The organism is Legionella longbeachae, assembly GCF_004283175.1.
In the GTDB taxonomy this organism is placed as follows: domain Bacteria; phylum Pseudomonadota; class Gammaproteobacteria; order Legionellales; family Legionellaceae; genus Legionella; species Legionella longbeachae.
Map to the genome: position 1 here is coordinate 1 of NZ_RXNW01000007.1, position 21,866 is coordinate 21,866.

Below are 21,866 nucleotides of genomic sequence, written 5' to 3' on the forward strand. Positions count from 1 at the left end.
ATTAATTACAGTAGTTGCCTCAAAAAATATAATATATTTAATATCCAGCAGTTTACTCTTTATTATATTCTTCAAGTTATGACTAGTTTTATTAAAGTAATCATATTTATGCGTGGTAGATATTAATAAATCTTTTTTTATTCTATTTGCTAAATTTAATGCTTCCTCATTATTTTCTTCTTTCTCTAGTCTCCTGGCAATATAGTCTATCAATTTAGAATTAAATTGAAAATACTTGCTTTCAAGTTCATCAGAAAGTTCTAATATGGCGGTATATCTTCTATTGACATCTAAAAAACAATAAAAAATCAATAAGAGAGCTGCGTTCATTGAGATCTCTGAAATTACGTTCAACATGGTTGTACTTAATGTAAAAGATGTAAGATGGCAAAATGATATCTCTAAGGGCGAGGGCGAAAACTTAGACCCTAAATAAAAAAATAAAAAGACAAGGCCAATAATGAAAAATCTATGTAAGACAATTTTCTTCCATTTAGGATTCATGTTTTAAATACTTATATAATGTAGGTTTTGAAATATTAACTAAATCACATATTTTTATTAATAATGTGGTTTTTGCTTTTATAAAGCTCACGAATTAAATTTTCTTTATCTTTTGATAGCTTATTAGGCCTCCCACCTTTTCTACCCCTGTCTCGAGCTGCTTGTAAACCCGCATGCGTTCTCTCTCGAATTAGATTCCCGTTCGAATTCAGGTAAAGCCCCAAAAATATGAAATATTAGTTTTCCAGAGCTTGAAGAAGTATCAATTGATTCGTATAAGCTTCTTAATCCAATTTTCTTGGAATCGAGTAGGGCGACCATTTCAATTAAATCTTTAAGTGATCTACTTAATCGGTCTAGACGCCAGAGAAGAATGACATCACCACTTGGAGTAAATTGTAAAATTGCTTCTAATTCTGGTCGTTGAATTTTGCTTCCAGTAATTTGATCATCGAATATTCGCTCGCATCCAATATTTTTTAAAGCATCATGTTGCAAGTTTAAATTTTGATCATCAGTGGAAATGCGGGATACCTATTAGCATAATCGAATCTTTTGGTTAAATATCTCAATAAATTTTATCATAAATTGGCTTAGAATAATTTACCATATTAATTGACTAATTTTGATATAGAAAATAAGAAATTATTATGCCAAATAAATATTTACTTGATAGAAATCCATTTCTGATATTAAATGACATAGTTGATTGATTAAAATATTTTCTAATCATCTATGGTAGCTAATCATAAAAATAAGTATATTCAAATTCCCATGTAAATTTTAATGTTCTTATTGTGCTTCATGCTTTATGAAGTTTTTAGTCTATTAAATTGATCCAGAGTCTCCTTTGTGATTTTTAAAATTATTTCCTTGTCAAAATTATATTGGTTTATCACCAATGCTTTTAAGACTCCATTAATCTGTATAATTAATTTTTGGCAATATTCTTCCAGTTCATTAGTTTGAGTCTTTCTACCTTCATTCTTATTTTTCAGGACAATAAGACCAATCTCAACAAGTCTGGCTATTGTATAAGAAAGAGAGTCTTTTTCTTTAGTGGCTATCTTTAGGACTTGTTGATGAATTGGTTCTGGCAATGTTATTGTAACTCTGGGCATGTGGCACCTTTCATTTGCGATTTTTTGGATTTCAAATGATGCATCCATGCATATTTTTTTAAAATCATTTCATCATAAAATTAATTATTATTCAATTGGTTAATTAAAAAATATGCATGGACGCATCATTGTGAACAATTGAGGTGATGCGTTGTTGCATACTGTTTTTCATTGATTTTTTCTGCTTTGAATATATTTTTTCACTTAACTTTCTGCTACCACAGATTTATATCAGTAAAGATAAGGGGTTATAGCTAGTTCAACCTGTTGCGCTAGGTGTGCTGTTTTCATTTTTTATGGTTGCTTTATTCATTAATCCTTCACTCTATCTTCTTGTGAGCACATTACTTTTTTATCTTCAGCGCAAAGTAATTGCGTATTTGTGATTACATAAAATTATTTCTAGATTATTGAATTGAGATGCACGATATGATGTAATTAGATGCTCGAATCGTGCATTTCAATGCAAGGAATATGTTTATGAATCAACTCAAAGCAGATATAACACAAAAAACATATAGCCGAACACTGAACATCATTGAAGCTTCTAAATTTTTAGGGGCTCATAAAGAAACAGTAAGAAGAATGGTTGCTAACGGAATAATCCCCGCTGCAAAAATAGGTAGAAGTTGGCGTTTTATAGAGGATGATCTTGTGATGTACATAAGAAACAAGTACTCTACTTGGGATGCATCGCAGGGTGTCAATATAAGGAGTATTGATACATGGCACTCTACAAAAGAGATGGGATCTGGTGGACAGATATTTACCACCAAGGAAAGCGTGTACGAAAAAGTACTGGGACTGAGATAAGACAGAACGCCCAACGCTTTCATGATCAACTTAAAAATGATTTATGGAATGAAAAAACACAAAAGTCCATACCAAAAAAATCATGGATAGATGCGGTTGTTCGATGGGTTGATGAGTCTCAACATAAACGAAGTTTAGATATGGATAAAATGCATTTAACTTGGTTGGATCCTTATTTAAGAAAAAAAATGTTGGTTGATGTTGATAGAGATCTAATCGAAGCAATTGCGCAGAAAAAAGAAAAAACAGGTGTGACTCCCTCTACAGTCAATCGAATGTTGGAAATAATTCGTGCGGTATTAAATCGAGCTCATAAACAATGGGGTTGGTTGGAATCGGCTCCAATTATTCGAATGAGAAAAGAAGAGAATAGGAGAATACGCTGGTTAACTAAGGAACAGGCTGATCGGTTATTAAAGGAATTGCCTTCTCATTTAAGAGATATGGCCGCATTTACTTTATGTACTGGTCTTCGGGAATCAAATGTCACTCAATTAAAGTGGAGTGCAGTTTCTCTGGATAAAGGACATGCACTTATTCATTCGGATGAATCTAAAACTAAAAAAGCTATTCCAGTTCCTTTAAATAAACAAGCTATTTCAATTATTCAGTCACAAAAAGGTAAAAACTCTGTTTATATATTTACGTACCAGGGTAAACCTGTAACTCGATGTAATAATCATGCTTGGAGGAAAGCGCTTCTTCGAGCAAATATAAATGATTTTCGCTGGCATGATTTACGCCATACATGGGCAAGTTGGCATGTGCAGAATGGAACAGCATTACATGAGTTACAACAACTGGGTGGGTGGTCTAACTATGAGACGGTATTACGATATGCACATCTCTCGAGCGACCATCTAAAAATGGCGGCAGAACGAGTTTATGACACGTTTTTGCCACAGTAGCTGGTTTTTTATGTCACAAGCTTTGGGGTAAGTCATTGATTTTATTTAGTTAAAAATGGCGCGCCCGGAAGGATTCGAACCTCCGACCCCCTGGTTCGTAGCCAGATACTCTATCCAACTGAGCTACGGGCGCGTTGATTGGCGGAGAGAGAGGGATTCGAACCCTCGATGGGATTTCTCCCATACTCCCTTAGCAGGGGAGCGCCTTCGACCACTCGGCCATCTCTCCAATCAATGGTTGCGGAGTATATCAGGTATTTTACTGTCGTCAATATACATTGTAAATTAATTAAAATCTTATTTAAATTAATAAATAAAAAAAGATCTCCATGTTTAAAAGTAATGCATAATACACCCAAGGACAAAAAACTATGCTAATACCACAGATAAAATTATTTTTTGTAATTAAATATGTGGTATACAGATATCTTACAATCTCAAGCTAAAAAAATATGCAAATCAAATAAAAAAATGGCTGAGCGATTTATTACTCATTTAATTAATTTGATGGAAATAAAATGGGATTATGAATTTGAATTAATGGCAGTCCTGGGTTTAATTAAAGATTTGTATCTGTTTGCAGAAAACAATCAATATAGAGATGTTTCATTATCTGAGTTTTCCAGAGTCTGTATAGGCTTGCTTATTCTTCATGTGAAATATGCCGATGACTCTGTTGTTAGAGTTAGTGATTTTATTCTTTTGTGTAAAGATGAGGTAATATTTACAGCTATGGACTTCAAAAATGAGGTACACGAATTAATAAACGTTTTCTATACAGGCAGTCCATTAAAGAATGCTGAACAGTCATTAATATCTAGAGATATTCAGACGTCGTTTAATTCTACGCCGAATAAAATTTTTTTAAGAATATTACTCGGAATAGAAAATGAAGTATTTGGGAGTCTTAATCATAATGTATCGGTGAATGTTGACCAATTAATTTTTGTATTGCGTCAATTAATGTCAGAGGCTAGCGATCCACATGAGCTTGTTTCTCAATTGTTATTTTTTCTTGAAGTATTGGAAAATAAAAATGAAAAGTTTGGTGAATTTATTTTTGAATTAAGAAAAAGTGAAGAAGAATTATTGCCTCTAGCAGTTCATGAAATATGTTTACAACTTGAAGAATATCTAACAAAATTAAAACCCCATTCTGATGTAGGCTTTTTTTGTTGTTTAATATCATCATCTATATATGATCATAGTCGAGATATTACTGAAATAGTCGCAAAAATTAAGCAAAAGGAGTTACAGGATATTGATAGTATTCTTGAAAAGCTATATGAAATTGAAATTATTAGTCCAAAGGATAAACTCGTTGATACAATACAGTTTTTAGAAAATAAGTATCGTACCCCTATTTGTCAAATCTAATTACCATTTTTCATGAAGCTATAAAAACTCATTTTATTTTAAATGAAATATATCCATGAATATTTGTTTTAGCTTGGAGTATCTTCGAGCTTATATGGGGGGCTACTAAAATCAGTTTGATATATAAATTAACGTATGCTCTACTTAATTAATCGTGTCATGACTTGGTATGAATCATATTGTATTAAAATAATGTATGGAGTTCTTTTTTATTCAAATAGTTAGCTTCATTTATTTTTTAGTGAAAGTTTTATAAAATTTCCAAATTTTCATGTTTACTGCTACTCTTTAACATTCATAAATCGGGTTAATATTGGATTAAGAAAATATTTCTTGTGTCATGCCTGCTTTTAAGAAAATGATAAATGTGATTGCCGTGACATAAATGCATAGATAAATAAGGAGGATCAATGAAACAGCAGTCAAATTTAAATGGTCGGGATGTTTATGTTGTTGATGGAAATCGAACTCCATTTCTTAAAGCCAAAGGAATAGGTCCTTTTTCTGGATCAGATTTGGCTGTAGCTGCAGGTATAACATTATTAAATCGACAGCCTTTTTCTCCATCAGAACTTGATGAAGTAATTATTGGCAGTGCCATGCCTGGACCAGATGAGGCCAATATTGCTCGTGTAATTGCATTGCGTTTAGGTTGCGGTGATAAGGTTCCTGCGTTTACTGTAATGAGAAACTGTGCTTCCGGCATGCAAGCCTTAGATAATGCTGCAATGCAAATAGCTAGTGGCCGCAGTAATTTAGTTCTTGCAGGTGGAACTGATGCAATGAGTCATGCTCCTTTATTATTTAATCAAAAAATGGCCTCTTGGTTGGCCAGTTGGTATTCTTCCAAAAGTATTGGGCAAAAATTAGGTCTTGTCACTCAATTTAGACCTGCATTTCTTGCTCCTGTTATTGCATTACTTCGCGGACTTACAGATCCAATTGTAGGCATGAACATGGGACAAACAGCTGAAAAGGTTGCTTATCGATTTGGTATCACTCGGGAACAAATGGATGAATTTGCTTGCCAGAGCCATATTAGATTAGCCCATGCATATAACGAAAACAAAATGACAGAGGTATCGCCTATTATTGACTACAAAGGACGTGTTTATGTACAAGACGATGGCTTAAGGGCTGATTCAACAGTAGAAAAATTAGCTAAATTAAGACCTTTTTTTGATAAAAAATACGGTATGGTAACTGCAGGAAACAGCTCTCAAATAACTGATGGGGCGTGTTTATTATTGCTTGCTAGCAGTGAGGCAGTGAAAAAATATGGTTTACCTGTTATTGGACGAATTGTAGATTCCCAGTGGTCTGCGCTTGATCCTTCTCAAATGGGTCTTGGTCCCGTTCATGCAGCAACGCCTATCTTACAAAGACAAAAATTAAAACCTAATGATATGGATTGTTGGGAAATAAATGAAGCATTTGCTGCACAAGTTCTTGGCTGTATAGAAGCGTGGAATAATGATGATTACTGTCGTAACCAATTAGGTCTAGAAAAAGCTTGGGGCGGACCTTCATTGGACAAGTTGAATCGTGAGGGAGGGGCAATTGCGGCTGGACATCCAATAGGCGCAAGCGGAGCCAGGATTGTATTGCATGTATTAAAATCATTAGAGCAAAGAAATGAGTCGCGGGGTATGGCCTCTATTTGTATTGGTGGAGGACAGGGTGGGGCAATGTATCTGGAAAGAGTGACTGAGGTGAAAGGACATGAATAATTATAAACATTGGGAATTGCATCAAGACAATGACAATATTCTATGGCTGGGTTTAAACAGAATAGATACAACTGTAAATAGCATTAATGAAGAAGTATTGGATGAACTGAATAGTTTGCTTCATGAAATTTCACAAAATAAAAATGCTATAGGATTAATTGTGTATTCAGCTAAAGAAAAAGGATTTATTGCTGGTGCAGATGTTAATGCTTTTTCTAAATTCGAAACAACGGCTCAAGCGGTAGATTTCTTACGAAAAGGACAAGCCGTATTTGCTAGGTTACAGGCATTAACAGTTCCTAGTGTTGCCATGATTGATGGCTTTTGTATGGGAGGAGGTTGTGAATTAGCTTTAGCCTGTACCTACCGTGTCGCGAGTGATGAAAAAGATACTCGGATTGGTTTGCCTGAGGTAATGCTAGGTATACATCCTGGTTGGGGCGGTACTGTGCGTTTGCCGCAACTCATAGGAGGTTTTAACGCCTTATCACAAATTATTTTAACGGGAAGTGCAGTTTCGGCTTCAAGAGCAAAAAGCTTAGGTATGGTTGATGATGTAGTACCTGTTCGGCAGTTAAAACGTGCAGCAATTTATTTCATCAAAAACAAACCCGCGAAGCATAAACCCTCATTAATACAGGGAATTACTAACAATGCATGGGTGAGAAAGCCTCTTGCTTCTTTAATGCGCCGTAGTGTTGGTAAACGAGTTCGTAAAGAGCATTACCCAGCGCCATACGCCATTATCGATTTATGGGAGCATGAAGGAGGTATAGGGGATAGGGCTTACTTAAAAGAAATTGACTCTATAGAACATTTGATATCGACTGGGATTACTTCAAAAAATCTAATCCGGGCATTTACTTTACGTGAGCGATTGAAGGCTTTTGCTAAAGGAAGCGATTTTAAGGCGAAGCAGGTACATGTTATTGGAGCAGGAGTGATGGGAGGTGATATAGCCGCCTGGTGTGCCTTGCGCGGGCTTAAAGTAACATTACAAGATCAAACATATGCTCAAATTGCCCCTGCAATTGGGCGTGCACATGCTTTATATAAGAAAAAATTGCGCAAACCTAGGCTAATTCAAGCTGCAATGGACAATTTAATTCCTGATCCTGAAGGCTGTGGTATCGCTCGTGCTGATGTAATTATTGAAGCAGTTTTCGAGAATCTTGCAGTCAAACAAGACATTATAAAAAAAGTCGAAAAATTTGCTAAAAAAGATGCCATTATTGCTACGAATACATCGAGCATTCCATTAGATGAGATGAGCAGTGTCATGAATGATCCTAAACGTTTAGTGGGGATCCATTTTTTCAATCCAGTAGCAAAGATGGATTTGGTCGAAATTGTAAGCAGTGCACAAACATCTAAAAAAGTTGAGCTAAATTCTTGTGCATTTGTCAATCAAATCGGCAAGCTTCCTTTACCTGTTAAATCCAGTCCAGGTTTCTTGGTGAATCGAGTATTAATGCCGTATTTGATGGAGTGTGTTCAATTATTAGATGAGGGCTATAGTCCTGAAACAATTGATGAAGCAGCTTTAGCCTTTGGTATGTTTATGGGGCCAGTTGAATTGGCAGATACGGTGGGTTTAGATGTCGGCTTGGCTGTGGCTGAAAATTTAACAGGACATTTCGGCGGTACAGTCCCCCAGAAACTACGTGATATGGTCAAAGAAGGAAAACTGGGTCGCAAGAGTGGTCAGGGTTTTTATCACTATAAAAATGGCAAAGCAATTAAAAAGCGTCCAACTGTTGCCATAGATGCCCATATTGCGGATCGATTAATTTTAAGGATGGTAAATGAGTCAGCTGCTTGTTTACGTGAAGGAGTTGTTGCTGATGCTGACTTACTTGATGCAGGCATGATTTTCGCTACCGGCTTTGCACCATTTCGTGGAGGGCCAATGAATTACGCGAAAGATTTTGGGGCAAACAACTTAGAAAAACTATTTAAGACTTTGGAATCAAAATATGGTGAACGTTTCAAGGTAGATGAGAGTTTATAAACTCTCTTACTAAGTGAGTATATGCATCTTAAGTGAAGCAAAGATCGAACTTAGATCATGATAAATTACACAATTTACATTGTTTCACCCAGGTACAGGTTTGAGTATGATAAAAAATGTGCTTAAGCAAATATAGGCTGTTTGTTTTACTTATCTTACAAATTGTTGGGCTATTTATTATTGCTCATGCAACTACATTAGTTTTACCGGCTACCGGAGATGTAGTCGGTGAACCACAATATGTATTGTCTGAAGGCCTTGAATCTATCGATGAAATAGGGAAACGATTTGATGTAGGTTATCATGAGTTAGTCAGAGCTAATCCTCATATTGATCCAAAACGTACAATAGCGGCTAATTCACGGCTAATTATACCTTCTCAGTATATTTTGCCCCATGTTCCTAGAAAAGGGATTGTAATCAATTTAGCAGAATACAGGCTTTATTATTTTCCTGAAAACGAAAATGTAGTGCTTACTTTCCCTATCGGTATAGGACGCAAAGGATGGAAAACTCCATTAGGAGTTACTAAAGTTGTTGCTAAAGTAGCTAATCCAAAGTGGAGGCCAACAAAAAATCTGCGAGAAGAAGCTGAAAAAAATGGTGATTTTCTTCCTGAAGAATTGCCTTCAGGTCCATATAACCCATTAGGTCAATATACTTTGCGATTAGGTTGGCCTACATTTCTTATTCATGGTACCAACAGACAAGATGGAATAGGTGCTCGTGTAAGTGCGGGATGTATACGAATGTATCCTGATGATATTGAACTTTTATTTCGATCAGTCCCGGTCGGCACGCAAGTAAGAATCATTAATCAACCTGTAAAAACAGGTAAACAAGATGGCCAACTGGTATTACAAGTATATCCGATGCTTAGCGAGCAACGTAACATACGGTTACAGACGGTACTGGAAAAACAGTTATCGGGCCATATGACCAAGGATAATAAGGTTATCCAAAATGAGCTTGCATTTCCATCAGGATTAGTTAGAAAAATATAAAAAATGAAATGATATAAACCGCAAGGCATTGAGCCAACTATTTCAAGAGTCTCTCAAGATAGTCGGTTCTCTTATGATATTGTGCTCAGTTTTACACAGATTAAAAAAATAGTAACTTATCCACAAAACAATAAAACTACCTATGATATCGGTAATATAATGCCATCCTAAAAGTACACATGATGCAATAAGAAATAGATTAATCACGGATAAAACTACCCATAAAATTTTCCAATCTCGAACTAAGTTCACACATAATACCGCCCAAATTGCGTGAAATGAGGGAAGAGCAATAAGCCCCCCATCATTTGTAGTAGGATTAATATAATGATGTATTTGTTGGAACTTAAGTCCTGTTGCTATTTGTGAAATAGAAAAAAGATCGCTGTTTAAAACACTTGCTGGAGCGGTGGTTGGAAAAAAGTAATAAAATGAAAACCCAATCAATGTGGTACATAATAAATAAAAATAATATTCTCGAACAAGATGAAAGTGACAAGTAAAAATGACAAACAGGGGCAAAATGCTCATTTGATAGGTTAAACTATCATAAGTTACGCCAAGGAGGTATTTAAATTTAGGGTGATTATTAGTCCAAGCCACAACTGATTCCATAGGAAAATGTATATAGTTTTCAAAATTAACAATGGATGGATCTATAGGGGTAAAGGGGGTTAATTGTACTGCATTGGTTGCTATTGCGATCAAACTCATTACACCAAACAAATAAAGAAGCTCTCTGCCAATTTGTCTGAACTTGCTTCCTTTTTTAAAATAAAGTATTAATCCTAAATTGAAAAGAAACAAAACAGTTGCCAGGTAGGGAATCCCTCCCGGAAAGTAATTATTTCCCCTGAATTTAAAAAAATAGTTATTTACTAAAAAAACAATAGAAGACAATAGTAGCATTAGCCCTGCAAGGATATTAATTGGCCGTGATGATATTTGGTTCATTGAGTTATTATTCGACTGTATCTAAAAGTTGTTTCTGTTTTATTGCATTAAAAATTTCTTCCCTGTGTACATTGACTGATCTAGGAGCATCAACTCCAAATTTGATATTTCCTGGTTCTTGTGTTTTAAATGCTAAAATTTTGACAGATGCTTTGCCAATATGAATCATTAAAGGTTCTTCAAATTGAAGAGAAATTATATCCATTAAAAACCTCTATAATTTTTGATTAAGTAGTTTATAAGTCCATCACGTTTATCATGTGCACGGTAACCTAAATTATAGATATTTACCACTACAAATTGAGATAAATGAATAAAAAAATAATTTATATCGTAGTATTAGATACTAAATTTTTAAAATTTCTATTTTTTACGTAGCTTGCGATTGTAAGATCAAGCAGAAATAGTTATAATTGGCAGCTTTTTTAAAACCTTGCCTTACTGTTGTCATTGAATACAGAAGGCTTTTACCCATAAGGAGAAATCATGAGACATTATGAGATTATGTTTCTTGTGCACCCTGATCAAAGTGAGCAAGTACCTGCAATGGTTGAGCGTTACGAGGGGATCATAAGTAAGCACAATGGAGTAATCCACCGAAAAGAAGACTTAGGCCGTCGTCAATTGGCTTATCCAATTTGTGATGTACATAAAGCACATTATATTCTTATGAATATTGAGTGCAGTCTCGAAGCTTTGGAAGAGATTAAAAATGCATTCAAATACAATGATGCAATCATCAGAAACTTAATCACACGTCAAAAACAAGCAATTACTACTGAGTCTGTTTTGATGAAGAAAGAGAAAGAAACCAGAGCAGCCTAAGAGGAGACTTATTTATGTCAGCTTATTTTCGTAGAAAAAAAATGTGCCGCTTCAGTGCAGAAGGTGGCAATGAAATTGATTATAAAGATATTAATTTATTAAAAAATTACATTTCTGAAACAGGAAAAATAGTACCAAGTCGTATTACTGGTACTCATACTCGTTTCCAAAGACAATTAGCAAGAGCAATTATGCAAGCCAGATTTCTTGGTCTGTTGCCATATTGTGATAGCCATAAATAAATCAAATGAATCGAGCAGGTAATTTCATATCAAAACAATGTAAGCTAATGCTTGAAAATAAGCAGTATGCAATTGTTTGTGCAGCGGTTTTTTCAGTCTTGCCGTTTGTATCTTGGCTTTCAGTTGCTTTAGTTTGTCTAGTAACTTTAAGAAAAGGAGCAAAATCTGGTTTTGATATTTTATTACCCGCTTTAGTCATTCATTCTGTCCCACTGATGATGTTGGTACCATTATCCGGAGCTTTAATTAATACTTTCATTACTTATATGCCCTGTTATTTAGCAGCACTATGTTTGCGGAAAACCGGAAAATGGCAAATGGCATTTGGAGCTTTTTTCATACAGGCATTTTTGGGATGTTTGCTTCTTCAACTTTTAGCGCCTAATTTTATTTTGGGGCAATTTGAACAATTTAAGATGCTCATTATGCAATATCAGGAGCTCGTTGAAAGTTCTCTTGATGGCATGAACTCATCAATGTTGGCACAATTGTTTTTCGGCGTTCAGATGTTAAGTGTAATTATTTCATCAGTAATGTCGTTGATGGTTGCTCGAGCAATCCAGGCTAAATTGTTTGTACCTGGAGGTTTCAAGAATGAGTTTATGACATTTCGAAGTAGCAAATTATCGTTTTTAGTATTTTTAGGAGTTTCTCTAGCTTCTTATTACGGAATTCCTTTAGCTATCAATGTTCTTCCTTTGATGCTTTGTTATTTTGTACTTGCTGGTTTTACATTGGTTTATTTTATTTTTTCTAATAAAAGCCAGATTAGTATATTCATTTTATTAATATTATTAATATTATTAATATTATTGAAGCCAACTTTTGTATTGTGTATCTACATTATCCTTGGTTCATTAGATAGTTTAGTTAATTTTAGAATGTACCTCCCATCAAGGGTAGGTGAATCAATTTAAGGGGTTATTGAGATGGAAGTTATCTTATTAGAAAAAGTGAGAAATTTAGGTAACCTAGGTGATAAAGTTAATGTAAAAGCAGGTTATGGTCGTAATTTTTTAATACCACAAAATAAAGCTGTTTTTGCCACACCTAAAAATATCGAAATATTTGAGCAACGTCGGTCAGAGCTCGAAAAGAAAGCCCAACAGGCATTATCTATTGCAGAGCAACGTGCGTCTAAGTTTAATGATACTCATATAGTTATTAGTGCTATGGCTAGTGACGAAGGCAAGTTATACGGTTCTGTTGGTGTCAATGAAATTAAAGATGCTTTGACTGAAAAGAATATTGAAGTAAGTAAACGCGAAATTGTGATGCCAGAAGGTCCTTTGCACTCAATTGGTAATTTTGTTGTTGAAATACATGTTCATAGTGATGTTATTGCTAATTTAAGCATTGAAATTGTTCCTGCCAAATAGTGACATATTTTTACATAAAGCAAAGTGTGGTATAGATGTTTAAATTATATATCCTGCTTTGCTTTAGTGTTTAAATGACTTTCATATCAATTAAAAAAACAATAGAAAAATTATATCCTCATCTCGATAATATGAAGGCTTATGAAAGTTGCTTAGCTTTCTGAGCTTAAAAAGGTATTATAAAACCCTGTTGTCTACAAACATCGCTTTATGCACAATTGAGATGTTTCTCTGCACAATTGAAACATGAAAAAATATTTTTATGGCTAAAAAATAAGAATCCTGTAAAGCGCAATTAATGCAAGCGCTGTATTTAAACCAGCCCAAATGTAAGCAGGGTGCTGCCCTTTGTGTCCGACATAATAAGAATAAGTGCCGATAAATGTGCTACCAGAAAAAAATATCCATTGATTATTATAAGCTAGTCCTATAGATAGCAAAGCTATTCCTAAAATTCCAAGTACTAAAAAAAATTTTATCTTACCAAATACAAAATAGAAGGTTAACAGCTGAGTGCAGAGCAGTATAGGGAGAAAAAGTTGAGTATAGGGGCCGATTCTGAGGATAATTGCTAAGTGTCCTGCTATAAGAATGAGTTCAAGAGCAATATAGAAAAACAACCTAAAGTAAATTGCTGTCGTAAGTAATGCTACTGCGCCAGCAATATAATAAATATGGGATGGTTTTTGAGTGGTTCCAAATAATATAATAAGTGTGCCAAACCATCCCAATAGGGTAAGCCATTGTTTAAGCACAAATCACCATTTTAAATAAATTCCTTTTGCTACAGACTCCTGGATAATTGTTCCTTGTGGTTTATTAAATGAGATCCAATAATTTCCCATGTTACTTAGAGCGAATTTTACTCTTGGATACTGACACACATCTAATACATCTTGGCACGCTACAAGTACAGTGTTGTCATCGTTACGCTTATAGCATTTGAAATTTAAATTTTTAACATCAGAAGCAAATGCTCCCCAGCTCATTGGATCTAATGTTGCGTGTAAAGGGGGGCTCATAAAAGCCTCTTCAGTATTTAAACGCTCTAGCTCAATTCTGCTATCAGAATGATTTTGTATTAAATAATAGGACTGATTTCCAGTCTCATTTAAAATTAAATAATTTTGATTGTATCCAAAACCAGTGACCTCACAACCTCTTGGGAATGGTCCAGAAGCCTCTACGGAGCTAGCTAGTATCATAGAGAGAATTAGTGATTTTTTAATTTGTTGCAACAAAAACATAACGACCTCAATAAGTAAATTTTCGGGGTATTTTAATCATAAAACAAGCAAAGTCTATCATTTAGTAAAAGAAGCTTATTATCTATGTGCAGTAATTTTTGCCTTAATCAATGGATAATAAGTTCTATAAAAGCTTAAAAACAAATACATTGCTACATATGCCATCGAGAGGCTAAGGCAAACAATATTGGGATTAGGATAGCTTACGAGTAAACAAATAGAGCTTATAGCATAAATAATTGAACAAATATGCATGAGAATTTTTAATATTTTTGATTCGGTTAAATAATCCAGTCTTGAAGGATATACATATTTTACGGGCACAAAAATAAGTATAGAAAGAATGAATAGTATTATGGCATTAGTTGTTGCAGAAGTGTCAAATATAAACATATATAATATTGCTACATTCCAATAACAAGGAAACCCTTTAAAAAAGTGATCAGGTGTTTTAGCATCTGATTGACAAAATTGATAGGCGGAAGTGATTGTAACGGCAGCAATCAAAAAAACAGAATATTGCGGAGGAAGCATATCTGGTTTTACTAATAAGAAAAAACATGGGGTAATGACATAATTTAGATAGTCGACTATGTTATCAAGTAAAGCGCCGTCTATTTGTGGCAAGATTTTTTTAATCTCAACAAGTCGTGCAAAACTTCCATCAACTGCATCTATAACTACTGTGATTAGCATGAGCCATAAAGCAAAAATATATTCATGCTGATACATTTTTACCAACGAAAAAACACCAATACATGCTGCACTTGCAGTAAAGATATGTACTAACCAAGCAGCAATGTATTGTAATGGATGGAATTTCAATTTGCTTAAATTCATCAATTATCCTAGGGTTAAAAGAAATCCATTATTTAAAAAAGTATTCTTCTAAAAACAAATTATTGAAGATAATCAGTAAGTCTATTTAATATATTGACTACCACTTTTTTATAATAAAGCGTAAAACATAAAAATAGTATCAATAATCAAAAGTAGTACGCAAGGAGAGTTATCAACTTTGAGTTAAATATACTATTATTTCGTATGGAGATATAATGAAAATTCAAACAATAAATCCTACAACAGAAGAAGTTTTGCAAAGTTATGATTGCCTCAGCCCGAAAGAAATTCATGAAAAACTGAATAAAGGTCATGATGCATATTTGTCATGGAAGCAGACATCATTTACTAAAAGAAAATTATTGATGCTCCAACTTGCACAACTTTTAAAAAGTAAAACTGACGAGCTTGCACGATTAATGACTCATGAAATGGGAAAGCCAATTACAGCAGGCAAGGCAGAAATTAATAAATGTGCTTGGCTATGTGAGCATTATGCCGAGCATGCAGAAGAATATCTTGCGCCCCGAATCGTTCAAACTGAAATGAAAAAGGCCAAGGTTTGTCATTTACCGTTAGGAATAGTTTTTGCTATTATGCCGTGGAACTTCCCATTTTGGCAGGTATTTCGTTTTGCAGTTCCATCATTAATGGCTGGGAATGTTGCAGCTTTAAAACATGCGCCTATTTCAACAGGAACAGGAAATAAAATTGAACAGCTTTTTTTAGAGGCTGGTTTTCCGCCACATGTTTTTCAGCATTTAATCGTTGATAATGATGGAGCAGCCAAAGTAATTGAACATCCATCTGTTATTGCGGTAACTTTAACTGGTAGTGGGAGAGCTGGCAGTGCTGTTGCAGGCCATGCAGGAAAATTTTTGAAAAAATCTGTTTTAGAACTTGGTGGAAATGATCCATATTTGGTTCTTGAAGATGCAGATCTTGATTTGGCTGCAAACTGTATTGTTAATTCAAGACTAAACAATTCAGGTCAAGTTTGTATTGCTGCTAAGCGTATCATTGTTTTAAAATCTATTGAAAATGAGTTAATTCAAAAAATAATGGAACAAATAGCTGGATTTAAAATGGGAGATCCACTTGATCCGGATACGAAGCTTGGTCCATTGGCTCGTTCGGACTTGAGAGATAGCTTACATTCGCAAGTAGAAAAATCACTGAAACAAGGTGCTAAATTATTGCTTGGTGGTATAATTCCTGACGGCCAGGGATTTTTCTATCCACCAACTTTGTTAAGTAATGTAACGCCAGGCATGCCAGCTTTTGATGAAGAGTTATTTGGACCTGTTATTGTCATCATTTCAGCCAATAATGAAAAAGAGGCCATAGCCTATGCCAATCAAAGCCAATATGGCTTAGGTGCGGCTGTGTTCACACGTGATTTAGAAAAAGGGGAACATATAGCGACCTATGAAATTGATGTCGGGGTATGTTTTGTCAATGCTTTTGTTGCATCTGACCCTAGGTTACCATTTGGTGGAATAAAAGAATCTGGCTATGGTCGTGAATTATCAAAAGAAGGTATATTAGAATTTGTTAATATCAAAACCATAGCAGTTAGTAACACTTAACGAGAGCACAGTGCGAATTTATCGACAAGATAAATTAGCAAAATGCTTGGGTAAAGCATAATTTTTGAGCCACTCTTATCTCATGTCATCACATTGAGGTATGAGTGGCTGGTTATTTATTTAAACAATAATTCTCGCTGCAGGGCAGAGGCAAAATCGACGGGGTAAAACAACAATGTCTTATAAATTTGAAGAAGGTAAAGATGTATTAATTGAAGCCATTGTAGATAAAATAAAAAGCACTATGATTGGTGATCAAGCTGAATTCTGCGCCGAATTTGCTAAACAGTTATATGGTACTGTGGCTATGGAAGATCTTAGCGCATGGAATCTGGATGACCTTTATGGTGCTGTGGTTAATTTTTGGTCCTTGATTAATGAACGTGCTCCACATGAAACAAAAATAAGAATTTATAATCCAGATTATGAACGGCACGGCTGGCAAACAACGCATACTGTAATTGAAGTGATTTGTGATGATATGCCTTTTCTAGTTGATTCAATTCGTCTCGTAATCCATAGAATGGGACTATCTTCCCATTTAACAATTCATATGGGCGGCATTCGTGTTAAAAGAGATAAAAACAATAAAATTTGTGAGATTTTACCACGTAATCAATTGACTACTGAAACTGGAATACTTCATGAAGCTCCTATATTTATCGAAATTGACCGGCAAACTGATCCTGAAATGCTGGAGCAATTACATAAAGGATGTGAAAGGGCACTTGAGGATAATAGGGTTGTTTTTGAAGACTGGGAAAAAATGCGCGCATCAGTTCGCGAGGCAATTACTGAGATTGATAAAGTATCTTCCGTGCTCGATTCGGATGAAGTAGAAGAAACCAAGGCATTTTTACATTGGATTGAAGACCATCATTTTACTTTTTTGGGAATGCGGGATTATGAGCTCGTGCAAAAAGGAAAAGAAACAGTATTACAAGCAATACCTGACACAGGCTTGGGGCTTTTACGTGAAAACGTTACAAAATCAATGGCGCGTAGCATTTCTGCAATGACTCCTGAGGCGCGAGAGTTTTCTTTATCCCCCCGTATTTTAGTGACCTCAAAAACCAATACATTAGCAAGCGTACATCGTGATGCTTATACCGATTACATTGGTATAAAGCGTTTTAACGCAAAGGGAGATGTCATTGGTGAGCGAAGAATTATTGGTTTGTATACTTCTGCAGCTTATCATACGAACCCCAAACAAATTCCATTTTTGCGTCGTAAAGTAGCACTTATTATGGAGAATTCCAGACTCAATCCGAGAAGTCATGCAGGTAAAGTTTTACTAAACATTCTTGAGACTTTGCCTCGTGATGATTTGATTCAGGGAACTGAAGAGGAACTTCTCGAAATTGCAATGGGCATTTTTTACATGCAGGATAGAAAACGTATTCGTTTGTTTGCACGAATGGATGTTTATCACCGTTTTGTTTCATGTCTGGTATATGTTCCCAAGGAAAGGATCAATACAGAATTAAGAATGACCATGAAGAAAATTCTTGATGATAGTTTTAACTCGATTGAAACTACATATTCACAACAGTTTACAGAATCAGTACTTGCACGTGTTCATTTCATTATTAAAATTGACCCTAAACTCCCTCTTAAATACGATTTAAAAGAAATTGAAAAGAAACTAATAGAGGCGGGACGATCATGGACAGATGATTTGCAAACGCATTTATATGAGTCATATGGAGAGGAGCAAGCAAATTGTTTGTATGCCCAGTATAAAAATGCATTTCCCATTGCTTATCGTGATATGTTTTCTCCCAGAACTGCAGTATATGACATTAAGCATATTGAAATACTTACACCTGAAAACCCTTTAGGAATTAATTTTTATAAACCCTTGGATGAATCGGAAAACAGTTTTAGGTTAAAAGTTTATCAACATGACTCAACAATTCCACTCTCTGATGTTTTACCTATTCTGGAAAAGCTTGGGCTACGTGCGATTAGCGAGCGTCCTTATCCATTAAAGTTTGATGATGGTAAAGTGACGTGGATTAATGATTTTGCGATGCAATATAATAAGTCTACAGAGTTCGATCTCGATGAAATAAAAGAGTTATTCCAAAATGCTTTCGCTAAAGTTTGGTTTGGTGAGGCTGAAAATGATGGCTTTAATCAGCTTGTTTTGGCAGCAGGCTTAAATTGGCGTGAGGTAGCTGTTTTACGTACCTATGCTAAATATTTTAAACAAATAGGCATTACCTTTAGCCAAGATTATATGGAAATGGCTTTAAATAATAATGTTGCCATTGCTAAAAAATTAGTAAGGTTGTTTGAGATTCGCTGTAATCCAGCGGAAGATCCTAATCGAGAAGACCGTTTTACCGATCTGTCCATTGAAATTTTAGCTGATCTTGATGGTGTATCAAATCTAGATGAAGATAAGATAATTAGACAATACATTCATGCTATTAGTGCAACATTGCGTACTAATTTCTATCAAATTAATGAAAATAATCATCACAATCCCTACATTTCCATGAAATTGAATAGCAAAATCATTCCGGGTGTACCAAAACCACATCCAATGTTTGAAATTTTTGTTTATTCACCTCGATTTGAAGGAGTTCATTTACGTTGCGGTAAAGTAGCCCGGGGAGGGTTACGTTGGTCAGATCGAAGAGAAGATTTTCGTACAGAAATACTTGGTCTAATGAAAGCGCAACAAGTAAAAAACTCCGTAATTGTACCAAGTGGCGCTAAAGGTGGTTTTGTACCTAAACTATTGCCTGTTAATGGTACACGAGAAGAAATTATGGCTGAAGGAATCAGTTGCTATCAATTATTTATTCGTGGCTTGTTAGACATTACGGATAATTATATTGATGGAAAGGTGGTTAAACCTAAAAATGTCATCTGTTTTGATGAGGATGATCCGTATCTTGTTGTTGCTGCAGACAAAGGCACAGCAACCTTTTCTGATCTTGCAAATGCAATTTCCCAAGAATATGGTTTTTGGTTAGGTGATGCTTTTGCTTCAGGCGGCTCAGTAGGCTATGACCATAAAAAAATGGGAATTACTGCTAAAGGCGCTTGGGAGTCTGTGAAACGCCATTTCTATGAATTAGATATAGACATTGAAAACAACGATTTTACTGTAGTTGGTATTGGTGATATGGCTGGGGATGTGTTTGGTAATGGAATGTTGTTATCAAAACATATCAAGTTAATTGGTGCCTTTAACCATATTCATATTTTTGTTGATCCGAATCCAAATGCGGAAGAGAGTTTTAAAGAACGTGAGCGTTTGTTTCATTTGCCTCGGTCAAATTGGTCTGATTATGATAAAAAACTAATTTCTAAGGGAGGAGGGGTTTTTAATCGCAATGCTAAATCCATTCCAGTAAGTAAGGAAATGCAGGCCGCTTTAGGTATTAAGCAGACTGAAATTGAACCTAATGAATTAATTAAAGCGATTTTAAAAGCCAAGGTTGATTTGCTTTGGAGCGCCGGAATTGGAACTTATGTAAAAGCCAGTACAGAGTCTAATACACATGTAGGTGATAGGACAAATGATGCAACTCGAGTAAATGCAAAACAACTCCGCTGTAAAGTTATAGGTGAAGGAGGTAATTTAGGTTTAACCCAATTGGCTCGTGTTGAATACTCTTTAAATGGTGGAATGGTCTATACCGATTTTATTGATAACTCTGGTGGAGTGAACTGTTCTGATAAAGAAGTCAACATTAAAATTTTACTAAATAGTATAGTCGCAAGTGGCGATTTGACACCTAAACAACGAAATGAACTTTTAATGGAGATGACTGATGAAGTGAGCCGATTGGTTCTGAGAGATAATTTCTTACAGACTCGTGCAATCAGCTTAACAGCATCTCAACCTCTGCAAGCCTTGGATCTCCAAAGCCGCTATATCAATGACCTAGAGCGAACAGGGAAAATTGATCGTAGCTTGGAATACTTACCTGATGACAAGGCTATCATGGAGCGCAAATTAATGGGGAAAGGATTAATGCGCCCCAGTATTGCAGTTTTGATGTGCTACAGTAAAACGATTTTGAAAGAACAAATTTTGGCATCAGGTGTTCCCGAAGAAGCGTATATGGAGCATTTTTTAACCAATTCGTTTCCAATACCTTTACAAGAGCGTTTTAGGCAACAAATGCAATCGCATCCATTAAGACGAGAAATTATTGCCACAAAATTAAGCAATATTATTGTTAATGAAATGGGCTTTACTTATGTTTATAGGTTACAGGATGAAACTGGAGCGCCTGTTTCCGCCATTGTCAAAGCTTATATCATCACTCGTTCTGTTCTTAATTTAGAATCTATTTGGAAACAAATTGAAGAACTAGGTACTAAGATTAGTGCAAAGCAACAAATTGAAATGATTATGTTGTATGCAAGACTTGCAAGACGTATTACTCGTTGGTTCTTACGTACTCAACGGAAGGCGATAGATATTTCAGAAATCGTACAACTGTATGCGGATGGAGTAGTTGCACTGAAGAAATCTATTCCTGCTATTTTGAGTGAAGAACGGCGTATTCACTATCAAACTCATTATCAAAAGTATGTTGATGAAGGTATATCGCCGACTTTAGCTCATGAGTTAACTATATCCCGTGGTTTATTTGCGGCAACTGATATAATTGAAATTGCCTATAAGAAAAATATGAGTGTTGCAAAAGTTGCTGAAATTTATTATGGGGTAGGTGAGTTCTTAGATCTCGCCTGGATAAGAAAACAAATTATTATACATCCTAGCGAAAATCATTGGGAGTCCTTATCCAGGGAGGCTTTGCGAGATGATCTAGATTGGCAACAACGTCAACTTACAGCTGGATTGTTGAACTATGATAGCGATAATCCTGATTTAGAAGCCCGTCTTACTTCTTGGGGTGAGTCCCATAGGGCATTGATTCAGCGTTGGCGTTACATTTTAGCAGATCTAAGAGCGAGTACGGTTCTAAACTATACTATGTTTTTTGTTGCAATCAGAGAATTGTTGGACTTAACTCAAACTACAGTACAATCCTATGCATTAGAAGAGCAAGAGGTATAGAATATCGTTACACACTATACATAACATAACGAGAATAGAACAAAAATCCTCTTTAGCCCGGATTATGCAAAGCCATAACCCGGGCTACATCTACACTGCTATATCTAAAAGAAAACACCGTTATTTAGGTGATTACAAGTCACTAGTAGTTAGGAAAGTCTTATCATTCTTAATTTTAATTATTGTTCTGTGCAACGATACGTTGCTTTTCTGGAATGTTTGATGTGCTTATTAGCAAGGAACAAATTAATGTATGTTAAGTGACATAA

20 protein-coding genes and 2 tRNA genes are annotated in these 21,866 nt (G+C 35.2%); 12 read left to right on the forward strand and 10 right to left on the reverse strand.

What is annotated here, in order from left to right; all coding sequences use genetic code 11:
- The 3 genes from EKG34_RS08165 to EKG34_RS08175 all read right to left on the reverse strand — a co-directional run.
- Window positions 1-330: hypothetical protein (locus tag EKG34_RS08165; protein ID WP_130560089.1), on the reverse strand; the 330-nt coding region annotated here is incomplete at its 3' end.
- A gap of 315 nt (window positions 331-645) precedes the next feature.
- On the reverse strand, window positions 646-1,002 hold the full coding sequence (locus EKG34_RS08170) for a recombinase family protein (RefSeq protein ID WP_242616750.1): 357 nt from the start codon (window positions 1,000-1,002) through the stop codon (window positions 646-648).
- Between the two features lie 311 nt (window positions 1,003-1,313).
- Entirely contained in the window at window positions 1,314-1,625 is a 312-nt protein-coding gene (locus EKG34_RS08175; RefSeq protein ID WP_080619785.1) for a hypothetical protein, read from the reverse strand.
- Window positions 1,626-2,105: 480 nt separating this feature from the next.
- On the opposite strand from EKG34_RS08175, the gene EKG34_RS08180 reads away from it, so the two are divergent.
- Together EKG34_RS08180 and EKG34_RS08185 are read left to right on the forward strand one after the other, a co-directional pair.
- Window positions 2,106-2,438 (forward strand): helix-turn-helix domain-containing protein, encoded by a 333-nt coding sequence (locus EKG34_RS08180; protein ID WP_080619972.1) that lies wholly within the window; start codon window positions 2,106-2,108, stop codon window positions 2,436-2,438.
- Window positions 2,351-3,346 (forward strand): tyrosine-type recombinase/integrase, encoded by a 996-nt coding sequence (locus EKG34_RS08185; RefSeq protein WP_080619786.1) that lies wholly within the window; start codon window positions 2,351-2,353, stop codon window positions 3,344-3,346. The genes EKG34_RS08180 and EKG34_RS08185 overlap by 88 nt, the downstream gene beginning before the upstream one ends.
- Window positions 3,347-3,402: 56 nt before the next feature.
- On the opposite strand, the gene EKG34_RS08190 is transcribed toward EKG34_RS08185, so the two are convergent.
- Window positions 3,403-3,479 (reverse strand) — tRNA-Arg (locus EKG34_RS08190).
- A 6-nt stretch (window positions 3,480-3,485) separates the two neighbouring features.
- Window positions 3,486-3,575, reverse strand: a tRNA-Ser gene (locus EKG34_RS08195).
- Window positions 3,576-3,757: 182 nt separating this feature from the next.
- Between EKG34_RS08195 and EKG34_RS08200 the strand changes: the two genes are divergently transcribed.
- The 4 genes from EKG34_RS08200 to EKG34_RS08215 all read left to right on the forward strand — a co-directional run bounded on the left by EKG34_RS08200 (window position 3,758) and on the right by EKG34_RS08215 (window position 9,468).
- A complete protein-coding gene (locus EKG34_RS08200; RefSeq protein ID WP_003636942.1) occupies window positions 3,758-4,723 on the forward strand; it encodes a hypothetical protein in 966 nt (321 codons plus the stop codon).
- Between the two features lie 410 nt (window positions 4,724-5,133).
- Window positions 5,134-6,453, forward strand: coding sequence for an acetyl-CoA C-acetyltransferase (locus tag EKG34_RS08205; RefSeq protein ID WP_003636943.1), 1,320 nt, complete (start codon window positions 5,134-5,136; stop codon window positions 6,451-6,453).
- Window positions 6,446-8,464 carry a 3-hydroxyacyl-CoA dehydrogenase NAD-binding domain-containing protein gene (locus tag EKG34_RS08210; protein ID WP_003636944.1) on the forward strand — a complete coding sequence of 673 codons (2,019 nt, stop codon included), beginning with the start codon at window positions 6,446-6,448 and terminating at the stop codon, window positions 8,462-8,464. Before EKG34_RS08205 ends, EKG34_RS08210 begins: the two co-directional genes overlap by 8 nt.
- A gap of 116 nt (window positions 8,465-8,580) precedes the next feature.
- Window positions 8,581-9,468 carry a L,D-transpeptidase family protein gene (locus EKG34_RS08215; RefSeq protein ID WP_003636945.1) on the forward strand — a complete coding sequence of 296 codons (888 nt, stop codon included), beginning with the start codon at window positions 8,581-8,583 and terminating at the stop codon, window positions 9,466-9,468.
- 42 nt (window positions 9,469-9,510) lie between these two features.
- Here EKG34_RS08215 and EKG34_RS08220 read toward each other — a convergent pair whose 3' ends face one another.
- Together EKG34_RS08220 and EKG34_RS08225 are read right to left on the reverse strand one after the other, a co-directional pair.
- Window positions 9,511-10,422, reverse strand: coding sequence for a phosphatase PAP2 family protein (locus tag EKG34_RS08220; RefSeq protein ID WP_012979136.1), 912 nt, complete (start codon window positions 10,420-10,422; stop codon window positions 9,511-9,513).
- Window positions 10,423-10,429: 7 nt separating this feature from the next.
- Entirely contained in the window at window positions 10,430-10,627 is a 198-nt protein-coding gene (locus EKG34_RS08225; protein WP_003636948.1) for a carbon storage regulator, read from the reverse strand.
- Window positions 10,628-10,908: 281 nt separating this feature from the next.
- Between EKG34_RS08225 and rpsF the strand changes: the two genes are divergently transcribed.
- Genes rpsF through rplI form a run of 4 tightly spaced genes read left to right on the forward strand, consistent with a single transcriptional unit; the run spans window position 10,909 to window position 12,868 of the window.
- On the forward strand, window positions 10,909-11,247 hold the full coding sequence (gene rpsF, locus EKG34_RS08230) for a 30S ribosomal protein S6 (RefSeq protein ID WP_003636949.1): 339 nt from the start codon (window positions 10,909-10,911) through the stop codon (window positions 11,245-11,247).
- A gap of 14 nt (window positions 11,248-11,261) precedes the next feature.
- Window positions 11,262-11,489, forward strand: coding sequence for a 30S ribosomal protein S18 (gene rpsR / locus EKG34_RS08235; protein WP_003636950.1), 228 nt, complete (start codon window positions 11,262-11,264; stop codon window positions 11,487-11,489).
- Window positions 11,490-11,494: 5 nt separating this feature from the next.
- Window positions 11,495-12,406 carry a hypothetical protein gene (locus tag EKG34_RS08240; protein WP_012979135.1) on the forward strand — a complete coding sequence of 304 codons (912 nt, stop codon included), beginning with the start codon at window positions 11,495-11,497 and terminating at the stop codon, window positions 12,404-12,406.
- Window positions 12,407-12,418: 12 nt separating this feature from the next.
- The gene (rplI, locus tag EKG34_RS08245) at window positions 12,419-12,868 is read left to right on the forward strand and encodes a 50S ribosomal protein L9 (RefSeq protein ID WP_003636952.1); all 450 of its coding nucleotides are present in this window, start codon (window positions 12,419-12,421) and stop codon (window positions 12,866-12,868) included.
- Window positions 12,869-13,134: 266 nt separating this feature from the next.
- On the opposite strand, the gene EKG34_RS08250 is transcribed toward rplI, so the two are convergent.
- The 3 genes from EKG34_RS08250 to pcsA form a co-directional block, all read right to left on the reverse strand.
- Window positions 13,135-13,623: a hypothetical protein gene (locus EKG34_RS08250; RefSeq protein ID WP_003636953.1), complete on the reverse strand. Its 489-nt coding sequence runs from the start codon at window positions 13,621-13,623 to the stop codon at window positions 13,135-13,137.
- A 3-nt stretch (window positions 13,624-13,626) separates the two neighbouring features.
- Window positions 13,627-14,115 (reverse strand): hypothetical protein, encoded by a 489-nt coding sequence (locus EKG34_RS08255; protein ID WP_003636954.1) that lies wholly within the window; start codon window positions 14,113-14,115, stop codon window positions 13,627-13,629.
- Between the two features lie 78 nt (window positions 14,116-14,193).
- On the reverse strand, window positions 14,194-14,955 hold the full coding sequence (gene pcsA / locus EKG34_RS08260) for a phosphatidylcholine synthase (protein WP_003636956.1): 762 nt from the start codon (window positions 14,953-14,955) through the stop codon (window positions 14,194-14,196).
- A 215-nt stretch (window positions 14,956-15,170) separates the two neighbouring features.
- On the opposite strand from pcsA, the gene EKG34_RS08265 reads away from it, so the two are divergent.
- Both EKG34_RS08265 and EKG34_RS08270 read left to right on the forward strand, forming a co-directional pair.
- Complete coding sequence (locus EKG34_RS08265; RefSeq protein ID WP_003636959.1) at window positions 15,171-16,544, forward strand: NAD-dependent succinate-semialdehyde dehydrogenase; 1,374 nt, start codon at window positions 15,171-15,173, stop codon at window positions 16,542-16,544.
- Window positions 16,545-16,719: 175 nt separating this feature from the next.
- Window positions 16,720-21,597 (forward strand): NAD-glutamate dehydrogenase, encoded by a 4,878-nt coding sequence (locus EKG34_RS08270; protein ID WP_003636960.1) that lies wholly within the window; start codon window positions 16,720-16,722, stop codon window positions 21,595-21,597.
- The last annotated feature ends 269 nt before the right edge of the window (window positions 21,598-21,866 follow it).